Origin of the sequence: Paenibacillus sp. AR247, from assembly GCF_002968895.1 — a bacterium.
GTDB lineage: Bacteria > Bacillota > Bacilli > Paenibacillales > Paenibacillaceae > Paenibacillus_AQ > Paenibacillus_AQ favisporus.
In genome coordinates this window covers 72,917-94,546 of record NZ_PCZT01000024.1, presented here as the reverse complement: position 1 = coordinate 94,546, position 21,630 = coordinate 72,917, and the positions used below count along the sequence as shown (strand labels likewise).

Here is a 21,630-nt window from a genome sequence, read left to right as displayed (position 1 = left end):
GGAAGCCGCCCGCGTCAGCGCCGTCCCCGGGACGAGCGAGCATCAGACGGGCCTGACGATGGACGTTTCGAGCCCCAGCGTCGGCAACGTGCTGGGGGCGGTATTCGGCTCGTCCGAGGAAGGGCGCTGGCTTGCGGCGCATGCCGCGGAATACGGCTTTATCGTCCGGTATCCCGACGGAATGGAGAGCGTGACCGGCTACGTGTACGAGCCGTGGCACCTCCGCTATATCGGAACGGACCTGGCACCGGACATCGCCCGGAGCGGACTTGCGCTCGAGGATTATTTTGACGAAGCGAACATGAAGCTGTAATGATGTTCCATCTAGATATACGCCAATAAGCCGTCCCCCTAGTTAGGGGACGGCTTTGTTTCACTATTCAATCGTTAATATAACTTGATCTATGGCCGCTGGTCTTATTCGCAACCTCAAATTTCACCCGGTATTAGCTTTCTCCCTCGTGCATTTCATGCAGGGCTCCCTCGATCAAATCGCCGTTCTCCGCAAGAATCTCCTGGCGGAGCCGGAGCATCTGGTGATCCAGCTTGTCGGCGGCCTGGGAAGCTTCTTTCAGCTCGGCCACCACATGGGGCGGAACCTGCTTGTCATATTTGTAGAAAATAATATGCTCCATGCTCGCCCAGAAATCCATGGCCAAGGTCCGCATCTGGATTTCAACCTTCATCCAGCGGGTGCCTTCGATCAGAATCAGCGGCACGGCCACGATGACGTGCAGGCTCTGGTAGCCGTTCGGCTTCGGATGGGCGATATAATCCTTGACTTCGATCAGCCGGATGTCGTCGCGGTGGGTTAAATGGTCAAGCAGCCGGTAAATGTCCTGGACAAACGCGCAGACGATTCGCATGCCGGCGATATCGTGGATATGATTCAGGATATTATCCATCGTCAGCTCATATCCTTTGCGCTCCATTTTGTTCATGATGCTCTTGGGTTCCTTGATCCGGACCTTGATATGTTCGATGGGGCTGTAACCGTCCTGCAGCTTCAGTTCGGTCTTGATCAGCTTGATTTTGCTCTGAAGCTCCTCCAGGGCCAGTTTGTACAGCATCGGAAGCTTCTTCCACTCTTCAAATTGACGGAGCAGGTTGTTATCTATATCGAGCTGATGGAGGTCTTTCAACGTTACGGGACTTACGACGAGCTGTTGGTTCTGCTGTTCGTTCATGCCAATCTCCTACCTATCTGCAAATTGGGGTGCTGTATAGAATGAATGAAAGAAATGGCTGCTTTAGTTCATTCTATTTATGTATACATTTTACCTGAAAATAGGAGGGTGAAGCAAAGCAAGACGGCAGTGCAGCAATCCTGTAAAGGCCGCAAAAGCCCCTGCCATCCGCCCGAATCCCATGTACCGGGGTACCGGAAAGTCAGGCGGGGCAAGGGCCGGAAAGGGATATGGGGATCATCCCTTTATTTGTTCAGAGGAGATCCTTCATACCCTTTATCGTGGTAATCGGTATGCTGCATTTTACCTAAAATATTCATATCCTCGATCGTGCGCCGCGTTTTTTCGTCCCCGATCTCATGCAGATAAGCATACACGGCGATCAGTCTATCGTTATACTCATCAGCCGCTTCATCATGGTCGGCCGATTTATACGGAACAAAGGTGCGTTTGAACGCATACTCGTCTTCCTTGGTGAGATCCTCAAGCAGATCCCGCAGCTTCGACACTTCCGTCTCGGTCATCAGGACCTCATACTCGGCAGAGTCATTGGGCACATCTTGAATCAGCTGATGGCTCACAGAAATATAGTAACGCTTCTTATCGGTATCCATAAGGCAGATTCCTCCCTTATCCATGGCATCCGCGCATCCCGTGTATTGGCAAGTTCCGGTGGATGCTCCGGACAGGCATGAACGCTTTTACTGCTTTTTACACGAGACCGGCCGGTTTGAATCAGGAAATCACCTCAGCGTCTGGGTGAAACGGGTTTGGGCGAGTCCGGATGGGGCAGGATGCCGAAAGCTTCATGCAAAAAGCGGGAAGGCGCCGACGGCTTGCCGTGGTAGTACGCGGGCGAGCTGATATACAGCCTCTCCTTGGCCCGCGTGACCGCGACATAAGCGAGCCGCCGTTCCTCCTCCAGCGCCGCGGCCGCCAGCTGCTGCTCGTCCGTCAGCGCTTGCCCGGCTTTGATATCGGCCGGAGGCTGCTTCTTCAAGGCGGAGCTGTGCGGGAGAATCCCTTCACTGGCGCCGATCCAATACACCTGGCGGAATTCCAGCCCCTTGGCCCGGTGGATCGTCATGAGCTGAACGGCGCTGCCGTTCCGTTCCTCCCGGGCTGCCTCCATCTGCTCATGGCGGGCCGTCAGCTCGTCCGCATAAGCCACAAACTCCTCAATGGTATCAAAGCGTCCCGCCGCGCTCTCGAACTCCTCCAGCGTATCGCTCACCATCTCTTTATATTGGGTATAAATTAGAGGATCGCCTGCCTGAAGGTACTTGTCGTAGAACTGTCTGCGCATTTCCTGAATGGCATAGGCCGGTTTGAGGGATTTCAGCGACTTGATGAACCGGATACGCTCCTTGACCGCCTCCTGCTGAAAAGGCTGAAGCCGTTCCCACCGGGCGAGATGGATGAGTGGATACTTTTTGGCCTGGAGCTTCTCCTGCTGCCGGATATAAGCCATACCGTCCTCCTTCGGTACATACAATGGGCCCAGCACGCTCTGCAGCGATTCCTTCCGCCGGGGCGTCAGGCTCAGCCGCAGGTGATCCATCAGCGGTTTGATCAATGTCTGGTCGTAGAATACCGGTGCGCTGCCGAACTGGACAAAAGGAATCCCGCACAGCAGCAGCTGCTCCAGTACGGCACGGCTGCTGTCGGACGTCCGGTGCAAAATGGCGATATCGCCATAGTCCAGCCCATCCCGGCCGACATGCTCCTGGATATGCTGAACGACCCAGCGGGCCTCTTCATCCGGGGTTGCAGGGGTCAAGTACGCAGGCTTGAAGCCGCGAGCTCCCGCCGCGAGCAGCTCCTTGGGCCGGCGCTGCCGGTTATGCCGGACGAGGGCGCTCCCCAGGCCGAGAATCCGGCTGTCGCTCCGGTAATTGATGTTGAGATTCACGATTTTGGTGCCCGGATAGACGCGGTCGAACTCGAGAATCGATTCCTGCCGGGCTCCGTTAAACGAATAAATGGTCTGGTCATCGTCCCCGACGACCGCCAAATTGTGCCGGGGCTCGGCCAACCGCCGGACCAGGTCGTACTGGATCGCGTTGGTATCCTGAAATTCGTCGACCATCAAATAATGAAAGCGGTCCTGCAGCCGTTTCAGCGTAGCCGGGTTGTCGAGCAGCTTCCGGGCATGCAGGAGGATGTCGTCAAAATCCCACTGGTTCCGCTGTACCTTCCAATCTTCATAACCGAGCAGAATGCGTTTGACGGCAGATTCTTCTTTGGTTGCCTCAGGCAGGTCAGCCGGCCATCCGCCCTGCATTTTCCAGGCGGACAGCGCCGCCAGCAGCGTCTCGGGCTGATAGGATCCGGTGTGATCCAGGCGGCGCAAAATCATTTTCATGATGGTGTGCTGGGCCGTGAATTCGCCAAAAATTTGCTCGGTATATCCGTGCTGGCGGAGCAGCAGCAGTCCGAAGGAATGGAATGTCCTCGCTTCTACGGCACGGGCCGCGGCTGCGGAAATGCCGGGCATGCGTCCGATTCTTTCCTTGATCTCCTTGGCGGCCTTGCTCGTAAAAGTGACCAGCAAAATCCGGGAACCCGGAATGCCGCGGACCGCGATCAGGTAAGCCGTCCGGGCGGCCAGAACGGTCGTTTTGCCGCAGCCGGCGCCCGCCAGGGCGAGCATTGGCCCGTCGCCGTGGCGTACGGCATCGATCTGCGGAGCGTTCAGCAGGATGCCCATCCGCTCCAGTTCGCGAAAGAAAAACGCGTCCGCGTCGCCTGCGCCCACCAGCTCCCGGCTGGTGGAGAGGGATGCGGGGCGTGCTTGGGGAACCGGTGAGGAAGAGGGCACCTTCGCAGGCACGCTATGTATCGAAACATTCAGATGTATGGGGGGCTGAGCCATCGATAGGACCTCCTTTTATGGCTGTAAGGGATTGCCTTTTTCACAAGTGCACTGTAAATTTGGTATGATATATGCACATCCGGAAAGGATGCGCCTGCAGCCGCTCGATTCCAAGCTCCCAGATTCAAGGCCGTTTGACGGCAGGCCCGGATTTCACAGGAAAGCTCCGGCATGGTATCTTGGTAATAGGCAGCCCGGGCAGCGGCCTGGGCAGATGATATGAGCTCAAGGGCACAGATTACTATTGTAAATGATCATTTGGAATGAATAAATGGGATGACATGGAAACTGGAGGAGAGAACTCATGAACATTATTCAGCGCCTCAAAGAAGGGGCTAACCGCGCAACGGAAAAGGCTCAGGGAACGCTGGAGGTCGGCAAGCTGAACAGCCAGATTGCCGACATCGAACGGGAAATGGGCATTCACTACAGAGAGATGGGAAAAGTCTTCTACGAAGGCTACCGCATTGGCGATATGAGCAAGGCCGAGAAGGAAATGGTCGACCTGTGCAAATCCTGCGACCTGCTTCAGGAAGAAATCGATGAGCTGCGTACCCGGATTGCCGAGCTGAAAAACGAGCGGCTGTGCAAATGCGGATACGTCGCCACGCTGGATGCCAACTTCTGTCCGTCCTGCGGAAGAAAGCTGGCGGATGATGGGGTGAAGCCGAGCGAGCCCGCCAAACCGGTAGGTTTTGCTTTTGATGAAGAAGCGATTTTCGGGAGCAAGGCCCAAGATGAGCCATCCTACCGGGAAGAACCGGAGGAGCGGGAATATTCCGGCCAGCAGGAAGCCGCAGCCGCGGTGGAACAGGACTACGACTATGAGTTTCCGATGAGGGAAGCGTGGGATGATCTTGACCTTACCGACACCGACGAAAATGATCCGGAAGCGGAGCGGGAGCGGCGCCAGGCCGAGGAACTCGAACGCGAGCGGGAACGCCAGCTGGAGCTGGACCGCCGCATCCGCTATTGGAAGGAAAACAGCGGAGACGGCGATACGGGGGCGCGTGAAGAAGGTCCGCGCGATTCGGTGAAATGCCAGATTTGCCGTGCAGACCTGCCTAAGGGCTCGAAGTGGTGCCCGAGATGCGGTGCGGAACAGATTTAGGGGTGCGAGAAACAAATGATTGCGCTTAATAGAAGCTTTTTTGGCGGACAGCGGTTTTAGGCAGCTTTGGGAGGACAAAACGTAATGGAACAACTGCTACATCATCTGCGGAATCTGGGATTCACGGAGATGGAAGCGAAAATAATGGTGGAGCTGGCGGGCAAGGGCCCGTCCTCCGGATATGAGGTGGCCAAGGGGCTGGGCGTGTCCCGTTCCAATGTGTACTCTACGCTGCAGCGGTTATGCCAGCAGGGATATCTGCACCGCAGCGAAGGGGATCCGGTCCGCTACAGCATGCTGAAGACGGAGGAGCTCACCCGGATGATCGCCGGGCAGATGAAGGAATCGCTTTCGTTCATCGAAAACCGGATGCCGCGGGTGGAGCCGGATCAGCAGCCCTTCTACAACGTGGAAGGGGACCGGAACGTCATGGAGGCGCTGGCCCGAGAGCTCGAGCGGGCGGAGCACGAGATCGTCGTCGACGTTTGGCGCGAGGAAGCGGCTTTGATGCGCAGCGAGCTGGAGCAGGCCGAGCAGCGGGGGGTGAAGCTGCTCTGGTCCTGTATCGGCAGCGATACGGGCATGGAGCGGCTGCTTCCGTGGCCGGCGTGGAATCAGGACGCAGGGGACCGGCACACCTTGAAAGGCCGTAAGTTCTCCTTCGTCATTGACCGCCGCTGGTGCATGCTGGGCATGCGCGGGGAGGACTGCGCGACGCAGGCGCTGGTCACCGAGCATCCCGTGATGGTGGAGCTGCTGCTTCACCATTTTACACAGGAAATGGTGCTCTACGAGGTGGAGCAGGACCTGGGCGGCGAGCTGGCGGAGCGGTACGGTCCGGCTTACGAGCGGATCTACCGCAAGTATGTGGAAGTCGATCCGCGTGAGGCTGACTCGGAAGCCATCGGGGATTTTGACGGTACTGAGGATTCGGAGGAAGTATAAAGCACGAAAACGGGTACCGTTGAGACGGGACCCGTTTTGTCTAATGAAGTCCGGCGTTAGATGGTTCATGGCATGAACGATTCTCTGCGACGGATCGGCCGCACCGGGATCTCGGGGTTTTGGGATGTGCTAATCCCGTTACTGTTCGCGCAGCTTCATAAAAACGGTGTGATAATAATCACTGTTATGCGGTACAAATTGCTGTAAGCTCACTGTACACGCAAAGGTTTCGGTGTCGGAAGCAGGCCGCGGTTCCGAAAGGATGCCGGTTGCCTGCATTTCCCCGATCTCGCCATTCGCCAGTTTCAGGGCATCGTCCAGGCCGGCTTCGTAGAGACCCGTCAGTTCCTCGGCCTGAAGCCGGTAGGCGGCTAACGGCTGATCCAGCTTGGCGCCGAAGATGAAGCATCTCTCCCTGTCGATAAAAGCTTTTCCCCCGGCTGTCCCCCGATTCTCATAATCGGCGGTTCCGAGCGGGATCAGCTGGTCCAGGCTGACGGTAACGCCGAGTTCTTCCTTGAGCTCCCGGACTGCATCGGCGACGGTTTCTCCAGCCGCCAGATGTCCGGCTGCGGTAATATCATAATAACCCGGGAAGGTGTCTTTGGACGTCTGGCGCTTCTGGAATAGAACCTTACGGCCATCCGGCGTATCGCGCACGATCCAGCAGTGGAACGTATGGTGGAGATAACCCTTGGCATGAACCTCTTCGCGCGGAGCGGTGCCGATCCATTCGTGGTCGTCGTTATAAATGTCGAAGAACTCTTTCTTCATGTGGCGAAAACCTCCATTCATATTTTTGAATTATGGAGGATTACCGGAAAAGTAGCAAGACTGGAGACAGGCTGCTGAAAATAAGCTTTGAAGTACAGCTTTATGATCATGAACAGAGAGGAGGTGGCATTGATGGAATGCATCGTACGGTTTGAGGTTAAATATCCGGAAGGGAACAAGCAGCTGCGAGGCTTGATCTGGACGGGGGAGGACGGACACCCCACCGAAGATCAGCTTATTCAGATGTTTAAAGACATGAAATATAACGTGAGGGCCTCCGAAAGGGAACAGCTGCAATTTGTTCCGCTCGATCCGGGCGCGGGGTATACGTCGATTCGGATCACGGAGCTGGACACCGGAAAAGAGAAGTACACGGAAGACCGTGATTTGAAAAACGTCATCAGTACGCTGATGCCAAAAGGACCGCTCGGCCTCTGATCCCGGAAGTGAATTCCGAAAGGGGCTGGCGGTCTTTTTTATAGAAAGTATAACACCTGCAAACCATCAGGAGAGCAAGCTCTCCATCAAGTCCGCTCGGTCTCGGTCTGTCTACTTGCTGGGCCACCTCAAGCCTGCTGCGGCTCGGGATCGGTATCCAGCACAGAGGTGCAGTGCGCACAGCGCGTAGCTGCCGCAGGGATCTCCGACAGGCAGTACGGGCACTCCTTGGTCGTTTTTTCCGGCTCGGGCTTTTCGTGTTCCCGGCTTTTGATCCAGTTGATGCCTTTAACGAGCAGGAAAATACAGAACGAGATGATCAGAAAATCGATCACCGTATTCAGAAACTGCCCGTATGCAATGACCGGCGCCCCAACCTCTTTGGCTTCCGCAAGCGTGTTCACCTTGCTGTCGTCCAGACGAATAATGAGATCGGCGAAGTCCACTCCACCAAGAAGCACCCCGATCGGCGGCATGATGATGTCGCTCACGATCGAGGAGACGATTTTCCCGAACGCTCCCCCTATTATGACCCCGACGGCCAGATCGATCACGTTGCCGCGCACTGCAAATTCTTTAAACTCATGAATAAATCCTTTCATTTCACCAAACCTCCTGAGTGTCATGCATCTATTCTAGCAGATTTTCTATAGGGCATTGTAACATTGAAACTGGTATTTGTTTCTGAAATGTTTTCAAATTGTCCATCAAATACCTCTTTATTTTTCAGCCCATTATGCGTTATACTTCATGCATTGTCATTTCATCAGTCTATGAATGAATATAGGTTTCTCGTATATGTGCAGGAATCGGCCTGCATGTCTCTACCCGATCACCGGAATGATCGGACTACGGGATGAACGATATTTTTCGGGCGCTTGTCCGGAATTTTTGAGTTTGTCCTGAGTCCGTCTGTTTCCGCCGATCAAGGCAGGGGAAGAGACGGGCTTTTTTGTATTTTACAGAGGAATGGAACGTCATTAAAGGGGGAAGCAAGTTGCAATTACTTAAGCAGAAAGTACTGGATGAAGGGATCGTGCTCAGCAATCAGGTGCTGAAGGTGGATTCGTTCCTGAACCATCAGATGGATCCTGTTCTGATGAAGGAAGTCGGCCGCGAGTTTACCCGCCGGTTTGCCGGGGAGGCTGTGAACCGGGTGCTTACGATCGAATCGTCCGGGATTGCCCCCGGAATTATGACCGCTTTGGAGCTGGAAGTGCCGATGATCTTTGCAAGAAAGCAGAAGTCATTGACGCTTCGTGACGATATTTTTGTGGAAAAAGTATACTCCTTCACCAAGCAGGAAACGAACGAAATTACGGTGGCCAAAAAGTTCATCCAGCCGGGGGACCGGGTACTGATCATCGACGACTTTCTGGCGAACGGCGAAGCGGCCTTTGGACTGGCTCGGATCGTGGAGCAGGCAGGCGCGACCGTTGCCGGAATCGGCATCGTGATCGAGAAGGCGTTCCAGCCCGGCGGGCGGCTGCTGAAGGAAGCCGGCTACCGCGTCGAGTCACTGGTCCGCGTAGCGGCACTGGATGACGGCAAAGTGACTTTTGCAGATCAAGACTAGCTCATTTATAAACAATACACGGGAGGAATGAAACCGGCATGGAACAGAATCATCAGGCTGACACGACTCAATTTTCAGGCAAACGCCATCCGCTTAAAACCTTTTCGCTCGGGATTCAGCATGTGCTGGCGATGTACGCCGGTGCTGTTCTCGTCCCCCTGATTGTAGGAGGGGCCCTGGACTTTACGACCGAACAGTTAACCTACCTGATCTCGATCGACCTGCTGGCCTGCGGCGTGGCTACACTGCTTCAGGTATGGGGCAACCGGTTCTTCGGCATCGGGCTGCCGGTCATGCTGGGGTGTGCGTTCCAGGCGGTATCGCCGATGATCGCCATCGGTCTCAAGGACGGGGTCTCGGCCATTTACGGCGCGATCATTGCGTCGGGGATTTTCGTTGTTCTGTTCTCAGGGATATTCGGCAAGCTGATCAAGCTGTTCCCGCCGGTAGTCACCGGCTCGGTCGTCACGATTATCGGGGTGACGCTCATCCCGGTCGCGCTGAACGATCTGGGCGGCGGCCAGGGAGCCGAGGATTTCGGCAGTCCGCTGAATTTGTGTCTCGGCTTCGGCGTACTGATCTTTATCATTTTAATGAACCGTTTTGCTACCGGATTTCTGCGCTCCATCTCGGTGCTGATCGGCCTGATCGCCGGAACGGTCGCCGCGGCAATTTTCGGCCATGTAGATTTGGGCCCGCTGAAGGAAGCCGGCTGGTTCCATGCGGTCAAGCCGTTTAACTTTGGAAAGCCGACGTTCCATGCCTCCTCGATCCTGACCATGATTCTGGTGGCGATCGTCAGCGTGGCGGAGTCCACGGGCGTCTTTATGGCGCTTGGCAAAATCGTCGGCAAAGACATTTCCTCCAAAGACCTGGCCCGCGGGTACCGCGCCGAAGGCTTGGCGATCGTGCTCGGCGGGATTTTCAATTCCTTCCCCTACACCACGTACTCGCAAAACGTCGGTCTGGTTCAAATGAGCCGCGTCAAAACGCGGGACGTCATTGTCGTGGCCGGCGGCCTGCTGATCGTGATCGGGTTTGTGCCGAAAATTGCGGCGCTGACCCAGCTGGTGCCGACATCCGTGCTCGGCGGGGCGATGGTCGCCCTGTTCGGAATGGTCGTATCCTCCGGCATCCGCATGCTGGGCGGGCAGGTTGATCTGAACCGCTTTGAAAATCTGTTCGTCATCGCCTGCTCCGTCGGCATGGGGCTGGGCGTCAGCGTCGTGCCGGATCTGTTCAAGGCCATTCCGGAAGATCTCCGCATCCTTGTGGATAACGGCATCGTGGCCGGCAGTGTGACGGCGATTGTTCTGAATTTGATGTTCAACGGTTTTAAAGGCGGAGTCTCCTCAGCGGAAAAGGGAGAAGCCACCCGGAATGAGCATGCCGCCTAATTCCTCTAAATAAAATAGAAGTTCAAAAGGCCCGCCCCGTGTTCTTACGGGGCGGGCCTTTGATTGTGCGTCGATGACGTTTTTCTTTTAGATATCAGAAAGTATAAGCTTCGGAGAATGGGCTTCCTGATATCGCAAGAAAAACTTCCTCTAAACGCGGTCTGGCTTCATGGGATGTACGTCGATAGACGGTTTAAGCGCCGAGAATACCCGGATGGCGCCAGGATCCGCCCGGAAATCCATCGGGAGGGCGGATACGTCTTCGCCGTCGCCCTGCGCCAGGCGCGGGCGGTCAAACCTGATGCCGACCTTGCCTCCGCGAAACAGGGTCACGATCGGCAGCTTCACATGCGTTCCCTTCAGGACGGTCGGGAACAGGAGCAGCAGCTGCAGCCGCGAGCAATCGTGGACCACGCAGACGTCCAGCATGCCGTCATCCGCCTTCGCCTGCGGATTGATGACCATCCCGCCGCCGTAGCTGTGCACATTGCTGACCGCGGTCAGCCAGGCTGACGGATAGCTGACCGTCTGGCCGCCGCAGGTCACGCTTACGGGACCCGGCTTGAAAGTGACCAGCGTATGCAGAACTCCGATGACGTAAGCGAGGCGCCCGGCACCGATGGCGTTGCAGATCTTTTTGTACCGGCTGCCATTTACATTCTCGCTCACCTGCGCATCGAAGCCGGCGGCCACCGCCGTCATGACGGGCACGCCCGCGACCGAGATGAGATCGGCCGCTTGGGCGCTGCCGGTTAGAATGAGCTCCAGCGCGGCGAGCGGATCGCGGGGAATGCCAAACCCCCGGGCGGTGTCGTTGCCCGAACCGGCGGGAATCACCCCAAGCGGGATGCCGGTCCGCTTCAATATCGGCAGGAGGCTGTGGATCGTGCCGTCGCCGCCGATGACGACGATAGCGTCCCAGCTGCCGTGCTGTTCCAGCGTTTCCGTCACCATCGCATCCACTTCCTCCGCACTAGCAGTAAACAGCGATGCGTATGCAATCTTTTTCGAATCGAGAGCCTCGCGCACCCGTTTCCAGGTACGGAGGCTCCTGCCGTTGCCGGACTTTGGATTAATGATGAATAAGTACATTGCTTTTCCCCCAACGCCAACGTAAACCCTACCTTCTTATTGTAAGAAGTCCACCCCAAAAAAGGAACGGTTAAGTCGGGGCATATCTATGCTGCATCACGTCGGTCATATCTATAGGGCATAGCGATGGGGCATATTACAGGTGCCGCAGCTGTTTTTCTGCGATGTCGCCGATCCAGGGGAGCTTCAGCCATTTTCCCTGCAAGGAGGTAAACAGCATGACCACCCACACGACGAGCGTCAGGATGGAGAGCAGGGCGGCAATGACCGGGCCGATCAGCGGGATCAGGCCGGACAGAATGTGGGCGATCATAATCGCGCCAAAAGTCAGAACGGACTGTAAGGCATGAAAGAGGACGAAGCGGCTGCGCTTCTCAACGGCAAGGAAGACGATGCCTCCGACAAAAGCGAACAGGTAGCAGAGCGTGGCGGCCATATTTTCCGGCAGACCGGTGGATGATTTGAAAGGGGACAAGATAGACCACTCCTTCTATACGGCAGAATTGTCTTCTATCATATGAACCCCGGAGACAAGTTATGAGCAGTGAAAAAGGCACCCGGCTGCCTGGGGTTCAGGTAGCAGGATGCCCTTAGTGATCCACTCTGTCCATTCAAGAGTCGGATCGGCTTAATAAAAGAGAGGCCTTAAGCGAGTGGGGCTGCTCTCACGCCTGGCCTCCGTGGCCGCCTTGGCCGAACTGCCGCCGCGGGCCGACGATTTTCTCGCGTTTGTTGGTATCGTTTTCTTTGGGAACCAGGCGCGGGTCTGTACGGCCCTCATGATGGTTATCGAATGTAAATTCGGTCAGCTTCCACTCCGTCGAACCCAAAATCAGGTCAGCCGGGAACTCGTCACCCCGGTGAAGCACTTCCTCTCTGCCCGATTCGTTGGTATATACGCCGTCGACCTCAACCTTATCGTGGGAAATCGGCAGCATGCGTTTATCTTCATTAGTCATGACAAGTAGTCCTCCTTCGTTCCATAGGAAATCCTTCAACGAACTGATTCTCATTTAAGTTACCCGGACCGGGAGCGGATTATCCCGCTGGGCCTAATCATTCCATACTGCCGAGAATATGCTGCTGAAGGAGGGACCGCGGGTTTCTCCAGCGGCTGACCTTGCTCTCCGCAGTGAACACCACTACCGCATCCAGCTCTGGAAAAAGGTAAATTTGCTGCCCACCGTGACCATGGGCACAGCTGAACGGCTGACCGCACATCCGGCCTGTCCACCACTGATATCCGTAGTCGCCAAAGGCGGGGTAACCGTCGAGCTGCCGGGTCAGCGCCTGTTCAAGCCATGCTTCGGGAATGACCGGGCGGTTCTGCCACCGGCCTTTATTCAGGCAGCACAGACCGAACTTGGCCATGTCCCGGGCGGTCAGATACAAGCCGATATGGCCCATCGTATGGGCTTCGGGGCTGGAAGACCAGGCGGCATACTCGATCCCGAGCGGTCCGAACAGATGCTGGCGGGCGTAGCTGTATGCATCCGTGCCGCAGCATTCCGAGATCAGCACCGAGATCAGGTGCGAATCGATGCTTCTGTATTGGAAGATGCCCGCCATGTGCGCATCCACCGGCAGGGAGAGGGCGAACGATGTCCAGGCCCGGCTGCGGTGAAAACGGTGGATCAACGGTTCGCCGAGCGTTTTGCCCGTCTGCCAGCGTATACCGGTCGACATTGTAAGCAGGCGCCGAAGCGTCAGCACCTCCTCCAAGAGCGGGTCGGTCATTTTCCGCGCATAGTCCCGCAGATAAGGAATCAGCGGTTCGTCCAGGCCGGGAAGCTCTCGTCTGCTCACGGCAATCCCTGCGAGGGTGGATGTGATGCTCTTTGTCGCCGAGCGGAGATCATGCAGGGTGCCGGGTCCGGCTTCATTATAGTACCGCTCATAAATAAGCCTGCCGTGCCTGACGACGAGAAAGCTGCGCATTTTCGGATAAAGCCTCAAGATCTGGGCGTGTGCCTCTTCAAGCGGTTCAGGCCTGGCGTCTTCCTGCTCCGGCGAGGAGGTGGGGAAGGCAGGCGAATGAAGCGGCGGGGAGGATAACAGCAGAACGGGACGATTCAATGGGACCTGCTCCTCTCTTCTGGATCGTTCTCCGGTACGGGCGGTGGTTGACCGGTATCATTAACTTAACCCGAAATGCCGATATCCAAATAAACGGACAGTCTGGAAAGTACTTTAATCCGGCAGGACTGCACTCGAAAAAAAGTAATTCCTTACATTTTTTTGGAAAGCTGTTTTCGGCATTAGAATATGATACAATGAAGGGAGTGATTCAATAACATCCTCTTAGGGTATTCTTAGTGTCAGATACCTTTAGCGGCAGCCGGGAGCGTTCAGCCCAAACCTATAACTGCAAATGACGACTTCACAGATGTCAGGTAAGGTCTTTTCGGCATTCTCAAACTGGAGCAATCCATTCAAGTGTTTTGGGAGGGAACTATCATGGCAACGAAAGGTCACAATGAAGTTAAAGAAAGTCTGCGCGAGATGACACGAATTTTCCGGCCCAAGGATCCGAAGAAATTTGTTAAGGAGTACGTCCGGAAATATCATATTATGGGGGGATACGAAGAGGAATTAACCTCGGTTGTGGAACATGAGTTAGGGCGGATGAATTCGTCTGTTTCCTGACAAAGCTGGCCGTAACGAGCGTATCGCTTATTGAATTGCAGTTGAAGATTTGGACACGATTACGATGAAGCTGAAGAACAGCCTGATACATGACCGTATTCCGCGGAACCTGCGCGGGATACGGTTTTTTGTATTTCATGTACCTGCCTGCATGGCTCCGGGCATATACTAAACCACGGTCTGATTCATCATTCTTTAGCATCGGAAAGGACGTGCGGCGCTTGGAGATTACGCTGAAGAGCAGGGAAGAGATCGGATACATGCAGGAAGCGGGACGCATCCTTTCGTCCTGTCATCGGGGAGTTGCGGACAAAATCACGCCGGGCATAACGACAATGCAGATCAACGACTGGGTTGAGGAATATTTGGCCAGGCAGGGAGCCGTTCCTGAACAGAAAGGGTTTAAGGGATATCCTTATGCCACATGTGCTTCGGTGAACGATACCGTATGCCACGGCTTTCCGGACGAGATTCCCTTGGCGGAAGGAGACGTGGTCACCATCGACATCGTAGTCAACAAAGACGGCTGGCTGGCCGACTCCGGATGGAGTTATCCCGTCGGCAAGGTCAGCAAACCGCTGGAGCGTCTGTTGAAGCGCACCGAAAAGGCGCTGTACAAAGGCATCGCGCAGGCCGTCGCGGGCAACACGATCGGAGATATCGGCTATGCGTTGGAGAAGGTGGCCAGGCGGAGCCGATACGGCATCGTCAAGCCATTGGTGGGCCACGGCATCGGCCGGTCGCTGCATGAGCCGCCGGACGTGCCGGCGTTTGGGAAAAGTCACGAGGGGCTGAAGCTTGTGGAGGGGCTGGTCATCACCATCGAGCCGATTTTCACCCTCGGTCCTACGGGGGCGGTGCTCTGGAATGATGACGGTTGGAGCGTGCAAACGGCGGACGGCAGCAGGGGCGTGCAGTTTGAGCATACGGTTGCCGTCACCCGGGACGGCCCGTTGATATTAACGCAACAGTGACCCGGAAGGATTCGCCACAATTTGTCATATTTCGATCGACAAAAAGAACCTGTCCCCAGGTTCTTTTTGTTTGAATTTGACGATTCAAAAATTCCATAACAGGTAAAAATGAATGTAATTGTTGAAACTTGGGTATACGAAGGAGGATGAACCGGGTTGCACGTAAAGGGGCTGGCAAGCGGGATGTAAACCCGCTGAAAACGATTGCAAAAGCTTTTGTGGCGCGACTTTCGGCACTTTTCGAACAATTTGTGAACTAGGTTGGAAACATTGACAAAATAGTACTGGAAACTTATATTTAATAGGTGATTGTTTTAATTGACAGTAGCAAATCATTCGTGATAGTGCAGGTGAATGGCCGTTGAATGTGCTTTCAGCGGAGCCTGCGAAAATGGAAAAAGTGGGGTAGATCAATGATGAAACGGTGGCAGGCTGTAAAGCGACTTCTTCCCTTGCTCGCAGTATTTTCTCTGCTTTTAGCCGGGTGCGGCCGCGAGGACTTGTCGGTTCTGAGACCACAGGGACCGGTGGCTCAAGAACAGCTGGGATTGATGAAGCTCGCAATCTCAATCATGATTGTGGTACTCGTAATCGTTTTCGCGATTGCGGCATACGTGCTTGTGAAGTTCCGCAGAAGAAAAGGGCAGAACGGTGTGCCTGAACAAGTTGAAGGCAACTTCAAGCTGGAAATCATCTGGACAGTGATTCCGCTCGTTCTGGTTATTATTTTGGCTGTTCCTACCGTACAGCAGATTTTTGCTTTCGGTGACGATCATTACAATGATAAGGACGCCGTACAGGTTAAGGTTACGTCGCACCAATACTGGTGGGAATTCGAGTATCCGCAGTACGGTGTGAAAACGGCCCAAACCCTGGTCATTCCGACTGGGAAGAAGATTGCGTTTGAGCTGAAAACGGCGGATGTACTCCACTCGTTCTGGGTTCCTTCGCTCTCGGGTAAGATGGATACCAACCCGGATGGTACCATTAACAGATTCAGCTTCAGCGCCGATAAAGAAGGCGTTTACCGTGGTAAATGTGCGGAGCTCTGCGGACCTTCCCACGGTTTCATGGAATTCAAGGTTAAAGCGGTTAACGGAGATTCCTTCAATAACTGGGTGACTGCCATGAAGGCACCGGCTGTGCTTCCTGAAGATCCGGCTTTGGCAGAAACCTTCAAGAAACAATGCTTGTCCTGCCATGCTGTTGGCGACCAAGGCGGACCTGTAGGCCCTAACCTTACCGGCATCGGTTCCCGTGAATCGGTTGCAGGTATCTTGCTGAACGAAGGCCAAGATGGCGGGAAACCAGTCAAAGAGAACCTGAAAGAATGGCTCATGGATCCACAAGCCGTTAAGCCAGGCAACAAAATGCCTAATCCGAAGGATCTCGGTCTGACTGACGAACAAATCGATGGTATTGCCGATTACTGGCCCGATTACTTGGCCAACTATAAATTGAATTACTAGTAACAGCAAGATTGAATAAGAGGGGGTACCAACCTTGGCTCATGCTCACAGTGTCAAGCGTCATACGGGCTTGATGGACTGGCTCACCACCGTGGACCACAAGAAGATAGCCATCCTGTATTTGCTTGCAGGCGGCTTGTTCTTCGGATTCGGCGGCGTGGAAGCCTTGCTGATCCGTCTGCAATTGATTAAGCCTATGAATGATTTAGTATCAGCGCAAACCTTTAACGAATTGATCACAATGCACGGAACGACTATGATCTTCCTTGGTGTCATGCCAGTGATCTTTGCATTGATGAATGCGGTAATTCCGCTGCAAATCGGCGCCCGTGACGTCGCTTTCCCATTCGTCAACGCACTTGGTTTCTGGACGTTCCTGTTCGGCGGAATCCTGCTGAACCTGAGCTGGATTATGGGCGGCGCGCCTGACGCCGGCTGGACGGCCTATACGCCGTTGTCGACTTCAACTTACAGTACAACGCACGGTGTCGACTTCTATACGGTCGGTCTCCAGATTGCCGGTCTCGGTACACTGATCGGCGGCATCAACTTCCTGGCGACGATCATTACGATGCGCGCACCGGGAATGTCTTTTATGCGGATGCCGATGTTCACATGGACATCTTTCATTACTTCCGCGATGATCCTGTTTGCTTTCCCTGCCATTACGGTAGGTCTGGTGCTGCTCTCATTTGACCGTATTTTGGGAGCGAATTTCTTTGAAGTATCCAATGGCGGTAACCCCGTTCTTTGGCAGCATATTTTCTGGATCTTTGGTCACCCTGAAGTATATATTCTCATTTTGCCTGCTTTCGGGGTTATTTCTGAAGTTATTCCGACTTTTGCACGCAAACGTCTTTTCGGTTACAGCTCGATGGTGTTCGCGACCATCCTGATCGCCTTCCTGGGCTTCATGGTTTGGGCTCACCACATGTTCACAACCGGTCTCGGACCGATTGCGAACGCGTTGTTCTCGATCGCGACGATGCTGATCGCCGTTCCGACGGGCATCAAGATCTTCAACTGGCTCTTTACGATGTGGGGCGGACAGATCCGCTTTACGAGCGCAAACCTGTTTGCCATTGGTTTCGTTCCTACATTCGTCATGGGTGGTGTTACCGGGGTCATGCTGGCATCCGCGCCTGCGGACTACCAGTTCCATGATACTTACTTCGTCGTTGCCCACTTCCACTACGTAATCGTAGGTGGTCTGGTATTCGGTCTCTTTGCGGGTCTGCACTACTGGTGGCCTAAAATGTTCGGCCGCGTACTCAACGAAACGATTGGTAAATGGACGTTCTGGTTCTTTGCAATCGGCTTCCATTTGACATTCTTCGTACAGCATTTCCTCGGACTCATGGGGATGCAGCGCCGTATCTTTACGTATCTGCCTAACCAGGACTTCGATACATTGAACTTGGTAAGTACGGTCGGTGCGTTCCTGATGGCCGTCGGCGTTCTGCTGTTCTTGTTCAACTGTTTTATAACAGCCGCCAAGCCAAAAGGCGTGGCCAACGATCCTTGGGAAGACGGACGTACGCTCGAATGGGCGATTCCATCTCCGCCTCCTGAGTACAACTTTAAACAAATCCCGCTGGTACGCGGACTTGACGCTTACTGGAAAGAAAAAATGGCAGGCAACAAAGAGATGACTCCTGCAGAACCGCTGGGATCCATCCATATGCCTTCGCCAACGATTTTGCCTTTTGTAATGTCCGTTGGTATTTTCATCGCCGGTCTCGGACTGATGTTCAGCAGTGAGAAATTCAACAATTCCTTTATGAGCATGATCTTCAACAACTGGATCGTCGTCATTATCGGACTTGTCATTACGTTCGGATCGATGCTGCTTCGTTCACTGTTTGACGATCATGGCTGGCATATCGAACCGGAAGAACTGGAAGAAGAGGGGGTTAAAGCATGACATCGGCACACGCAGAATCGGTAAACGGCTCATTGCCGCATGAACCGGAGAAAGCAACCCTGGAAGGCCGGAACAAAGTGCTTGGCTTCTGGCTCTTCCTTGGCGGAGAGTCCGTGCTCTTCGGTACCCTGTTCGCCACGTTCCTGGCGCTTCGCAACCAGACCAATGACGGCCCGACAGCCCATGAGCTCTTCTCGCTTGGAACGACGGCTGCAGCCACGTTGATCCTGCTTGTCAGCAGTTTGACGAGTGTATTCGCCGTACAGGCGATGCACCGTCATAAAGCAGCTGCACTGAGATTGTGGTTGATCATTACGGTTATTCTGGGCCTTGGCTTCCTTGGCCTCGAGGTTTACGAGTTCCACGAGTATGTCACCGTCCGAGAAATTCGGCATGACGACAAGTGCCTTCAGTTCGGCGTTCTACACGCTGGTCGGTTTCCACGGAGCTCACGTTGCATTCGGTGTATGCTGGATCGGTATTCTGATCGGCCAGCTGTACAAAAAGGGGTTAACGGTCGTAACGGCTCCGAAGGTTTACGTGTCGGCCATGTACTGGCACTTTATCGACGTCGTATGGGTCTTCATCTTCTCGGTCGTTTACCTGCTTGGAAAGGTGGGCTAAGATTATGACTACGGTTGAACAGCATCAAGATGATACGGTAAAACACGGTCATCGTCATGAAGGACCGCAAAAGCATGTCATCGTATTTATTTTCTCCATTATCCTGACCGCCATCGCTTTTGCTTCGGTTATGGCTGGCGGGGTGAACGTCGCCTTCACGGTTATACTTCTGGTCGTGATGGCGGTGCTGCAGGCACTGGTTCAGTTGGGATACTGGATGCACTTGAAGGATAAAGGACATTTGATGCCGATTATCTTCATGTGCGGTGGCGCCTTTGTCGCATTTACTGCGATCGTCACAGCATTGTATTGGGTTTGGTGGTAAAATAAAAAGAGGCGGGCCGGATGCCCCCTCTTTTTTTAAATGGCATCAAGGTGTCACAATATCGACAGAAATTCCGCCCGGCGGGAGGAGGTTTTCATATGCTGGGGTTAGAATATTTTAGCTTTGCCGCCTTGTTCAGTCCGTTGTTTCTGGCGTTTATGCTGCTGGTAACGGCCGCGTATTTTGTTGTTATCGGCCCGCTCAGTGAGAAGTTCGCGGATGCCGAGCCCGTATCGATCGGCAAAAAGATCATGTTCGTCAGCGGTATGTTCTTCCTGTATCTCGCTCAGGGCGGACCGGTGAGTCTGCTGGGCCACATTATGTTTACGTTCCACATGACATCGATGGCTTTGTCTTACCTGGTGGCTACGCCGCTTATTATGCTGGGGATCCCAACCTGGCTGTGGCGTGCTTTTGACCGGGTCAACCCGTTCAGGAAGCTAGGTTTTCTGACCAAGCCGGTGGTCGCAGCTGTCGTATTTAACGGATTGTTTTCGTTCTACCATATCCCTGCGATCCACGACTATGTCATGCTGCATTTTGCGGTACACCGGCTGTACTATATTGTTTTGTTCATCGCTGCCGCGCTTATGTGGTGGACGCTCATTAATCCGCTGCCGGAGAAACACCAGGCATCGGGCCTTGCGAAGATCGGGTTTATTTTTCTGAACATGGTGCTGCTGACGCCTGCTTGCGGCCTGATCATTTTCTCAACGCAACCGATGTATGCGACCTACAGCGATCCCAATACGTGGGCTAAAGCGATGGGATACTGCGTATCGGGCGATACGTCGGCTCTGCTGCAGACTTTCGGCGGACCAAGCTTTTTCTATGGGCTGAGCACCAAGGTCGACCAACAACTGGGCGGCATCGTCATGAAGTTCATTCAGGAATTTATATTCGCTTCGATGCTGGCGAGGGTATTCTTCCGCTGGTACAAGAGCGAAAATAAAGAGGATGACGACGATATCATTCCAACCGATCTTTCTGACGGTTCTTTGAACCGGGCATGAGTTGGTCTAAGCGTTAAGGAGGATTTTCATGGATTTGTATATGCTGTTCCCTACGATCAGCACTTCATTCATCGTCATCAGTGCGATTCTGGTGGCCATCGGATGGGCCTTGATCGTTCAAGGCAAACGGGACGCCCATAAAAAAGTGATGATCTGGGGCGCGATCGCAGCGCTGCTGTTTTTCATCATTTACGTGTCCAGAACAGCCTTTGTCGGCAACACCTCATGGGGCGGTTCGGACGAAATGAAGATCTACTATCAGATCTTCCTGATCTTCCATATCGTTCTGGCGACGGTTGCCGCGGTATTCGGGATTACAACGCTGGTTCTGGCATTTCGGGAAAGGTTTGCAAAGCACCGGAAATGGGGCCGGGTTACGGCAAGTATTTGGTTTGTCACAGCCATCACCGGTGTTGTGGTTTACGTGCTGCTGTACGTCCTGTATCCTGGCGGGCATACGAAGCCGGTATGGGATGTTATTTTGGGAGCATAACCCGAGTGGATCGGGTACAAAGAGAGTCTGGCGGATTAATCCGCTGGGCTTTTTTTTATGAAAAGCCGCTGATCCCGCTGGAAAGCCAAGGTTTTTCGTATTTGTTTAATAGGATGAAATAACGCCAAGTTTTCTTTGCCGGATGCCAGTTCCGAAGTGCTGTATTGCATTTTTTAGGACACTGGCGTCGAGAGCAGTAAAAATGGTTAAAAAGGTTTTAGAAAGACGAGATCCATAGATTGAACCATAGTTTTGCATTGAACTTCCAGTTATAAGGGTCCCATGCGGCCCTATTACAATTATTTTCTTTAGTTCATTCAATCTAGCGGAAACTTTTGTGCTTCTTCTAACGTTATTCATATATAAGGTTCAATGAACGAAGCTAAGAGAAGGTATGGGGATGAAATGAGGCGAAGAAGGAATTTTATACATAGTAAAAAAATGGTGTGGGTCTTAATCATGCTGCTCTTCTGCGGCTTCATTGTCATGTTTACCACTTCGCTCATCCCGAAATATATACCGGCTGTGACCGACGGTGACCGTACGGCCCAGGCCGGCGGAACAGACAGGGATCCGGCAGCGGGTCAAGGGACCGGCAGTCCCGGCGGCGGAACCACCGGCCAGCAGCAGGAAGCTGGCTTCAAACCAAGCAGCGTTCAATGCGGCGTGATGAAGCTGAGACATGGCGCTAGAAAGCCGCAGGATGATCAAATCCCGCTGTACTGCATCGAAGGGAAATATCATGCCGGAGACACACCCCTGACGCA

The 21,630-nt window shown here is 54.0% G+C and carries 23 protein-coding genes, 1 pseudogene and 1 riboswitch; of the genes and pseudogenes, 15 read left to right on the top strand and 9 right to left on the bottom strand.

What is annotated here, in order from left to right; translation table 11 throughout:
• On the top strand, positions 1-313 hold a 313-nt coding region (locus tag CPT76_RS31235; protein ID WP_146116501.1), incomplete at its 5' end, for a M15 family metallopeptidase.
• Between the two features lie 133 nt (positions 314-446).
• Here CPT76_RS31235 and CPT76_RS31230 read toward each other — a convergent pair.
• From CPT76_RS31230 to CPT76_RS31220, 3 genes are all read right to left on the bottom strand, one after another.
• Positions 447-1,187: a GTP pyrophosphokinase gene (locus tag CPT76_RS31230; RefSeq protein WP_105445654.1), complete on the bottom strand. Its 741-nt coding sequence runs from the start codon at positions 1,185-1,187 to the stop codon at positions 447-449.
• A gap of 245 nt (positions 1,188-1,432) precedes the next feature.
• On the bottom strand, positions 1,433-1,801 hold the full coding sequence (locus CPT76_RS31225; RefSeq protein ID WP_105445653.1) for a hypothetical protein: 369 nt from the start codon (positions 1,799-1,801) through the stop codon (positions 1,433-1,435).
• Positions 1,802-1,935: 134 nt separating this feature from the next.
• The gene (locus tag CPT76_RS31220; RefSeq protein ID WP_105445652.1) at positions 1,936-4,062 is read right to left on the bottom strand and encodes an ATP-dependent helicase; all 2,127 of its coding nucleotides are present in this window, start codon (positions 4,060-4,062) and stop codon (positions 1,936-1,938) included.
• 304 nt (positions 4,063-4,366) lie between these two features.
• On the opposite strand from CPT76_RS31220, the gene CPT76_RS31215 reads away from it, so the two are divergent.
• Both CPT76_RS31215 and CPT76_RS31210 read left to right on the top strand, forming a co-directional pair.
• Positions 4,367-5,173 (top strand): zinc ribbon domain-containing protein, encoded by an 807-nt coding sequence (locus tag CPT76_RS31215; protein WP_105445651.1) that lies wholly within the window; start codon positions 4,367-4,369, stop codon positions 5,171-5,173.
• A gap of 84 nt (positions 5,174-5,257) precedes the next feature.
• Complete coding sequence (locus CPT76_RS31210; RefSeq protein WP_105445650.1) at positions 5,258-6,118, top strand: TrmB family transcriptional regulator; 861 nt, start codon at positions 5,258-5,260, stop codon at positions 6,116-6,118.
• Positions 6,119-6,256: 138 nt separating this feature from the next.
• Here CPT76_RS31210 and CPT76_RS31205 read toward each other — a convergent pair whose 3' ends face one another.
• Positions 6,257-6,892 carry an NUDIX hydrolase gene (locus CPT76_RS31205; protein WP_105445649.1) on the bottom strand — a complete coding sequence of 212 codons (636 nt, stop codon included), beginning with the start codon at positions 6,890-6,892 and terminating at the stop codon, positions 6,257-6,259.
• Between the two features lie 132 nt (positions 6,893-7,024).
• On the opposite strand from CPT76_RS31205, the gene CPT76_RS31200 reads away from it, so the two are divergent.
• A complete protein-coding gene (locus CPT76_RS31200) occupies positions 7,025-7,330 on the top strand; it encodes a hypothetical protein (RefSeq protein ID WP_076172867.1) in 306 nt (101 codons plus the stop codon).
• Between the two features lie 128 nt (positions 7,331-7,458).
• Here CPT76_RS31200 and mscL read toward each other — a convergent pair whose 3' ends face one another.
• Positions 7,459-7,932, bottom strand: coding sequence for a large conductance mechanosensitive channel protein MscL (gene mscL / locus CPT76_RS31195; protein WP_105445648.1), 474 nt, complete (start codon positions 7,930-7,932; stop codon positions 7,459-7,461).
• Positions 7,933-8,102: 170 nt separating this feature from the next.
• Positions 8,103-8,202, top strand: a riboswitch (purine riboswitch).
• 125 nt (positions 8,203-8,327) lie between these two features.
• Here mscL and CPT76_RS31190 point away from each other — a divergent pair.
• On the top strand, positions 8,328-8,906 hold the full coding sequence (locus CPT76_RS31190) for a xanthine phosphoribosyltransferase (RefSeq protein ID WP_076172869.1): 579 nt from the start codon (positions 8,328-8,330) through the stop codon (positions 8,904-8,906).
• 38 nt (positions 8,907-8,944) lie between these two features.
• Entirely contained in the window at positions 8,945-10,303 is a 1,359-nt protein-coding gene (locus tag CPT76_RS31185; RefSeq protein WP_105445647.1) for a nucleobase:cation symporter-2 family protein, read from the top strand.
• A 150-nt stretch (positions 10,304-10,453) separates the two neighbouring features.
• On the opposite strand, the gene CPT76_RS31180 is transcribed toward CPT76_RS31185, so the two are convergent.
• The 4 genes from CPT76_RS31180 to CPT76_RS31165 form a co-directional block, all read right to left on the bottom strand.
• Positions 10,454-11,395 carry a diacylglycerol/lipid kinase family protein gene (locus CPT76_RS31180; RefSeq protein WP_105445646.1) on the bottom strand — a complete coding sequence of 314 codons (942 nt, stop codon included), beginning with the start codon at positions 11,393-11,395 and terminating at the stop codon, positions 10,454-10,456.
• A 136-nt stretch (positions 11,396-11,531) separates the two neighbouring features.
• Positions 11,532-11,870, bottom strand: a complete 339-nt coding sequence (locus CPT76_RS31175; protein WP_076172872.1) for a DUF4870 domain-containing protein — start codon at positions 11,868-11,870, stop codon at positions 11,532-11,534.
• A gap of 190 nt (positions 11,871-12,060) precedes the next feature.
• A complete protein-coding gene (locus CPT76_RS31170) occupies positions 12,061-12,354 on the bottom strand; it encodes a transposase (RefSeq protein ID WP_105445645.1) in 294 nt (97 codons plus the stop codon).
• A gap of 97 nt (positions 12,355-12,451) precedes the next feature.
• Positions 12,452-13,471, bottom strand: coding sequence for a serine hydrolase domain-containing protein (locus tag CPT76_RS31165; RefSeq protein ID WP_258169004.1), 1,020 nt, complete (start codon positions 13,469-13,471; stop codon positions 12,452-12,454).
• A gap of 381 nt (positions 13,472-13,852) precedes the next feature.
• On the opposite strand from CPT76_RS31165, the gene CPT76_RS31155 reads away from it, so the two are divergent.
• The 9 genes and pseudogenes from CPT76_RS31155 to CPT76_RS38060 form a co-directional block, all read left to right on the top strand.
• Entirely contained in the window at positions 13,853-14,041 is a 189-nt protein-coding gene (locus CPT76_RS31155; protein ID WP_036651115.1) for a hypothetical protein, read from the top strand.
• A gap of 221 nt (positions 14,042-14,262) precedes the next feature.
• A complete protein-coding gene (gene map, locus CPT76_RS31150) occupies positions 14,263-15,015 on the top strand; it encodes a type I methionyl aminopeptidase (protein ID WP_105445826.1) in 753 nt (250 codons plus the stop codon).
• Positions 15,016-15,428: 413 nt separating this feature from the next.
• Complete coding sequence (coxB, locus tag CPT76_RS31145) at positions 15,429-16,484, top strand: cytochrome c oxidase subunit II (protein ID WP_105445643.1); 1,056 nt, start codon at positions 15,429-15,431, stop codon at positions 16,482-16,484.
• Between the two features lie 73 nt (positions 16,485-16,557).
• A complete protein-coding gene (ctaD, locus tag CPT76_RS31140; protein WP_076172975.1) occupies positions 16,558-18,408 on the top strand; it encodes a cytochrome c oxidase subunit I in 1,851 nt (616 codons plus the stop codon).
• Positions 18,405-19,032: pseudogene (locus CPT76_RS31135) on the top strand (cytochrome (ubi)quinol oxidase subunit III). The gene ctaD and the pseudogene CPT76_RS31135 overlap by 4 nt, the downstream one beginning before the upstream one ends.
• A gap of 4 nt (positions 19,033-19,036) precedes the next feature.
• Positions 19,037-19,357, top strand: coding sequence for a cytochrome C oxidase subunit IV family protein (locus CPT76_RS31130; RefSeq protein WP_076172878.1), 321 nt, complete (start codon positions 19,037-19,039; stop codon positions 19,355-19,357).
• 98 nt (positions 19,358-19,455) lie between these two features.
• Entirely contained in the window at positions 19,456-20,370 is a 915-nt protein-coding gene (gene ctaG / locus CPT76_RS31125) for a cytochrome c oxidase assembly factor CtaG (RefSeq protein WP_105445642.1), read from the top strand.
• A 28-nt stretch (positions 20,371-20,398) separates the two neighbouring features.
• A complete protein-coding gene (locus CPT76_RS31120) occupies positions 20,399-20,863 on the top strand; it encodes a DUF420 domain-containing protein (RefSeq protein ID WP_105445641.1) in 465 nt (154 codons plus the stop codon).
• A 405-nt stretch (positions 20,864-21,268) separates the two neighbouring features.
• The coding region (locus tag CPT76_RS38060) for a hypothetical protein (protein WP_181153172.1) at positions 21,269-21,630 on the top strand (362 nt) is incomplete at its 3' end.

Bases quoted from the DNA above. Each gene is read 5' to 3' on its own strand.
- CPT76_RS31230 (WP_105445654.1), bottom strand. From the start codon at position 1,187: ATGAACGAACAGCAGAACCAACAGCTCGTCGTAAGTCCCGTAACGTTG.
- CPT76_RS31225 (WP_105445653.1), bottom strand. From the start codon at position 1,801: ATGGATACCGATAAGAAGCGTTACTATATTTCTGTGAGCCATCAGCTG.
- CPT76_RS31220 (WP_105445652.1), bottom strand. From the start codon at position 4,062: ATGGCTCAGCCCCCCATACATCTGAATGTTTCGATACATAGCGTGCCT.
- CPT76_RS31215 (WP_105445651.1), top strand. From the start codon at position 4,367: ATGAACATTATTCAGCGCCTCAAAGAAGGGGCTAACCGCGCAACGGAA.
- CPT76_RS31210 (WP_105445650.1), top strand. From the start codon at position 5,258: ATGGAACAACTGCTACATCATCTGCGGAATCTGGGATTCACGGAGATG.
- CPT76_RS31205 (WP_105445649.1), bottom strand. From the start codon at position 6,892: ATGAAGAAAGAGTTCTTCGACATTTATAACGACGACCACGAATGGATC.
- CPT76_RS31200 (WP_076172867.1), top strand. From the start codon at position 7,025: ATGGAATGCATCGTACGGTTTGAGGTTAAATATCCGGAAGGGAACAAG.
- mscL (WP_105445648.1), bottom strand. From the start codon at position 7,932: ATGAAAGGATTTATTCATGAGTTTAAAGAATTTGCAGTGCGCGGCAAC.
- CPT76_RS31185 (WP_105445647.1), top strand. From the start codon at position 8,945: ATGGAACAGAATCATCAGGCTGACACGACTCAATTTTCAGGCAAACGC.
- CPT76_RS31180 (WP_105445646.1), bottom strand. From the start codon at position 11,395: ATGTACTTATTCATCATTAATCCAAAGTCCGGCAACGGCAGGAGCCTC.
- CPT76_RS31170 (WP_105445645.1), bottom strand. From the start codon at position 12,354: ATGACTAATGAAGATAAACGCATGCTGCCGATTTCCCACGATAAGGTT.
- CPT76_RS31155 (WP_036651115.1), top strand. From the start codon at position 13,853: ATGGCAACGAAAGGTCACAATGAAGTTAAAGAAAGTCTGCGCGAGATG.
- coxB (WP_105445643.1), top strand. From the start codon at position 15,429: ATGATGAAACGGTGGCAGGCTGTAAAGCGACTTCTTCCCTTGCTCGCA.
- ctaD (WP_076172975.1), top strand. From the start codon at position 16,558: ATGGACTGGCTCACCACCGTGGACCACAAGAAGATAGCCATCCTGTAT.
- CPT76_RS31130 (WP_076172878.1), top strand. From the start codon at position 19,037: ATGACTACGGTTGAACAGCATCAAGATGATACGGTAAAACACGGTCAT.
- ctaG (WP_105445642.1), top strand. From the start codon at position 19,456: ATGCTGGGGTTAGAATATTTTAGCTTTGCCGCCTTGTTCAGTCCGTTG.
- CPT76_RS31120 (WP_105445641.1), top strand. From the start codon at position 20,399: ATGGATTTGTATATGCTGTTCCCTACGATCAGCACTTCATTCATCGTC.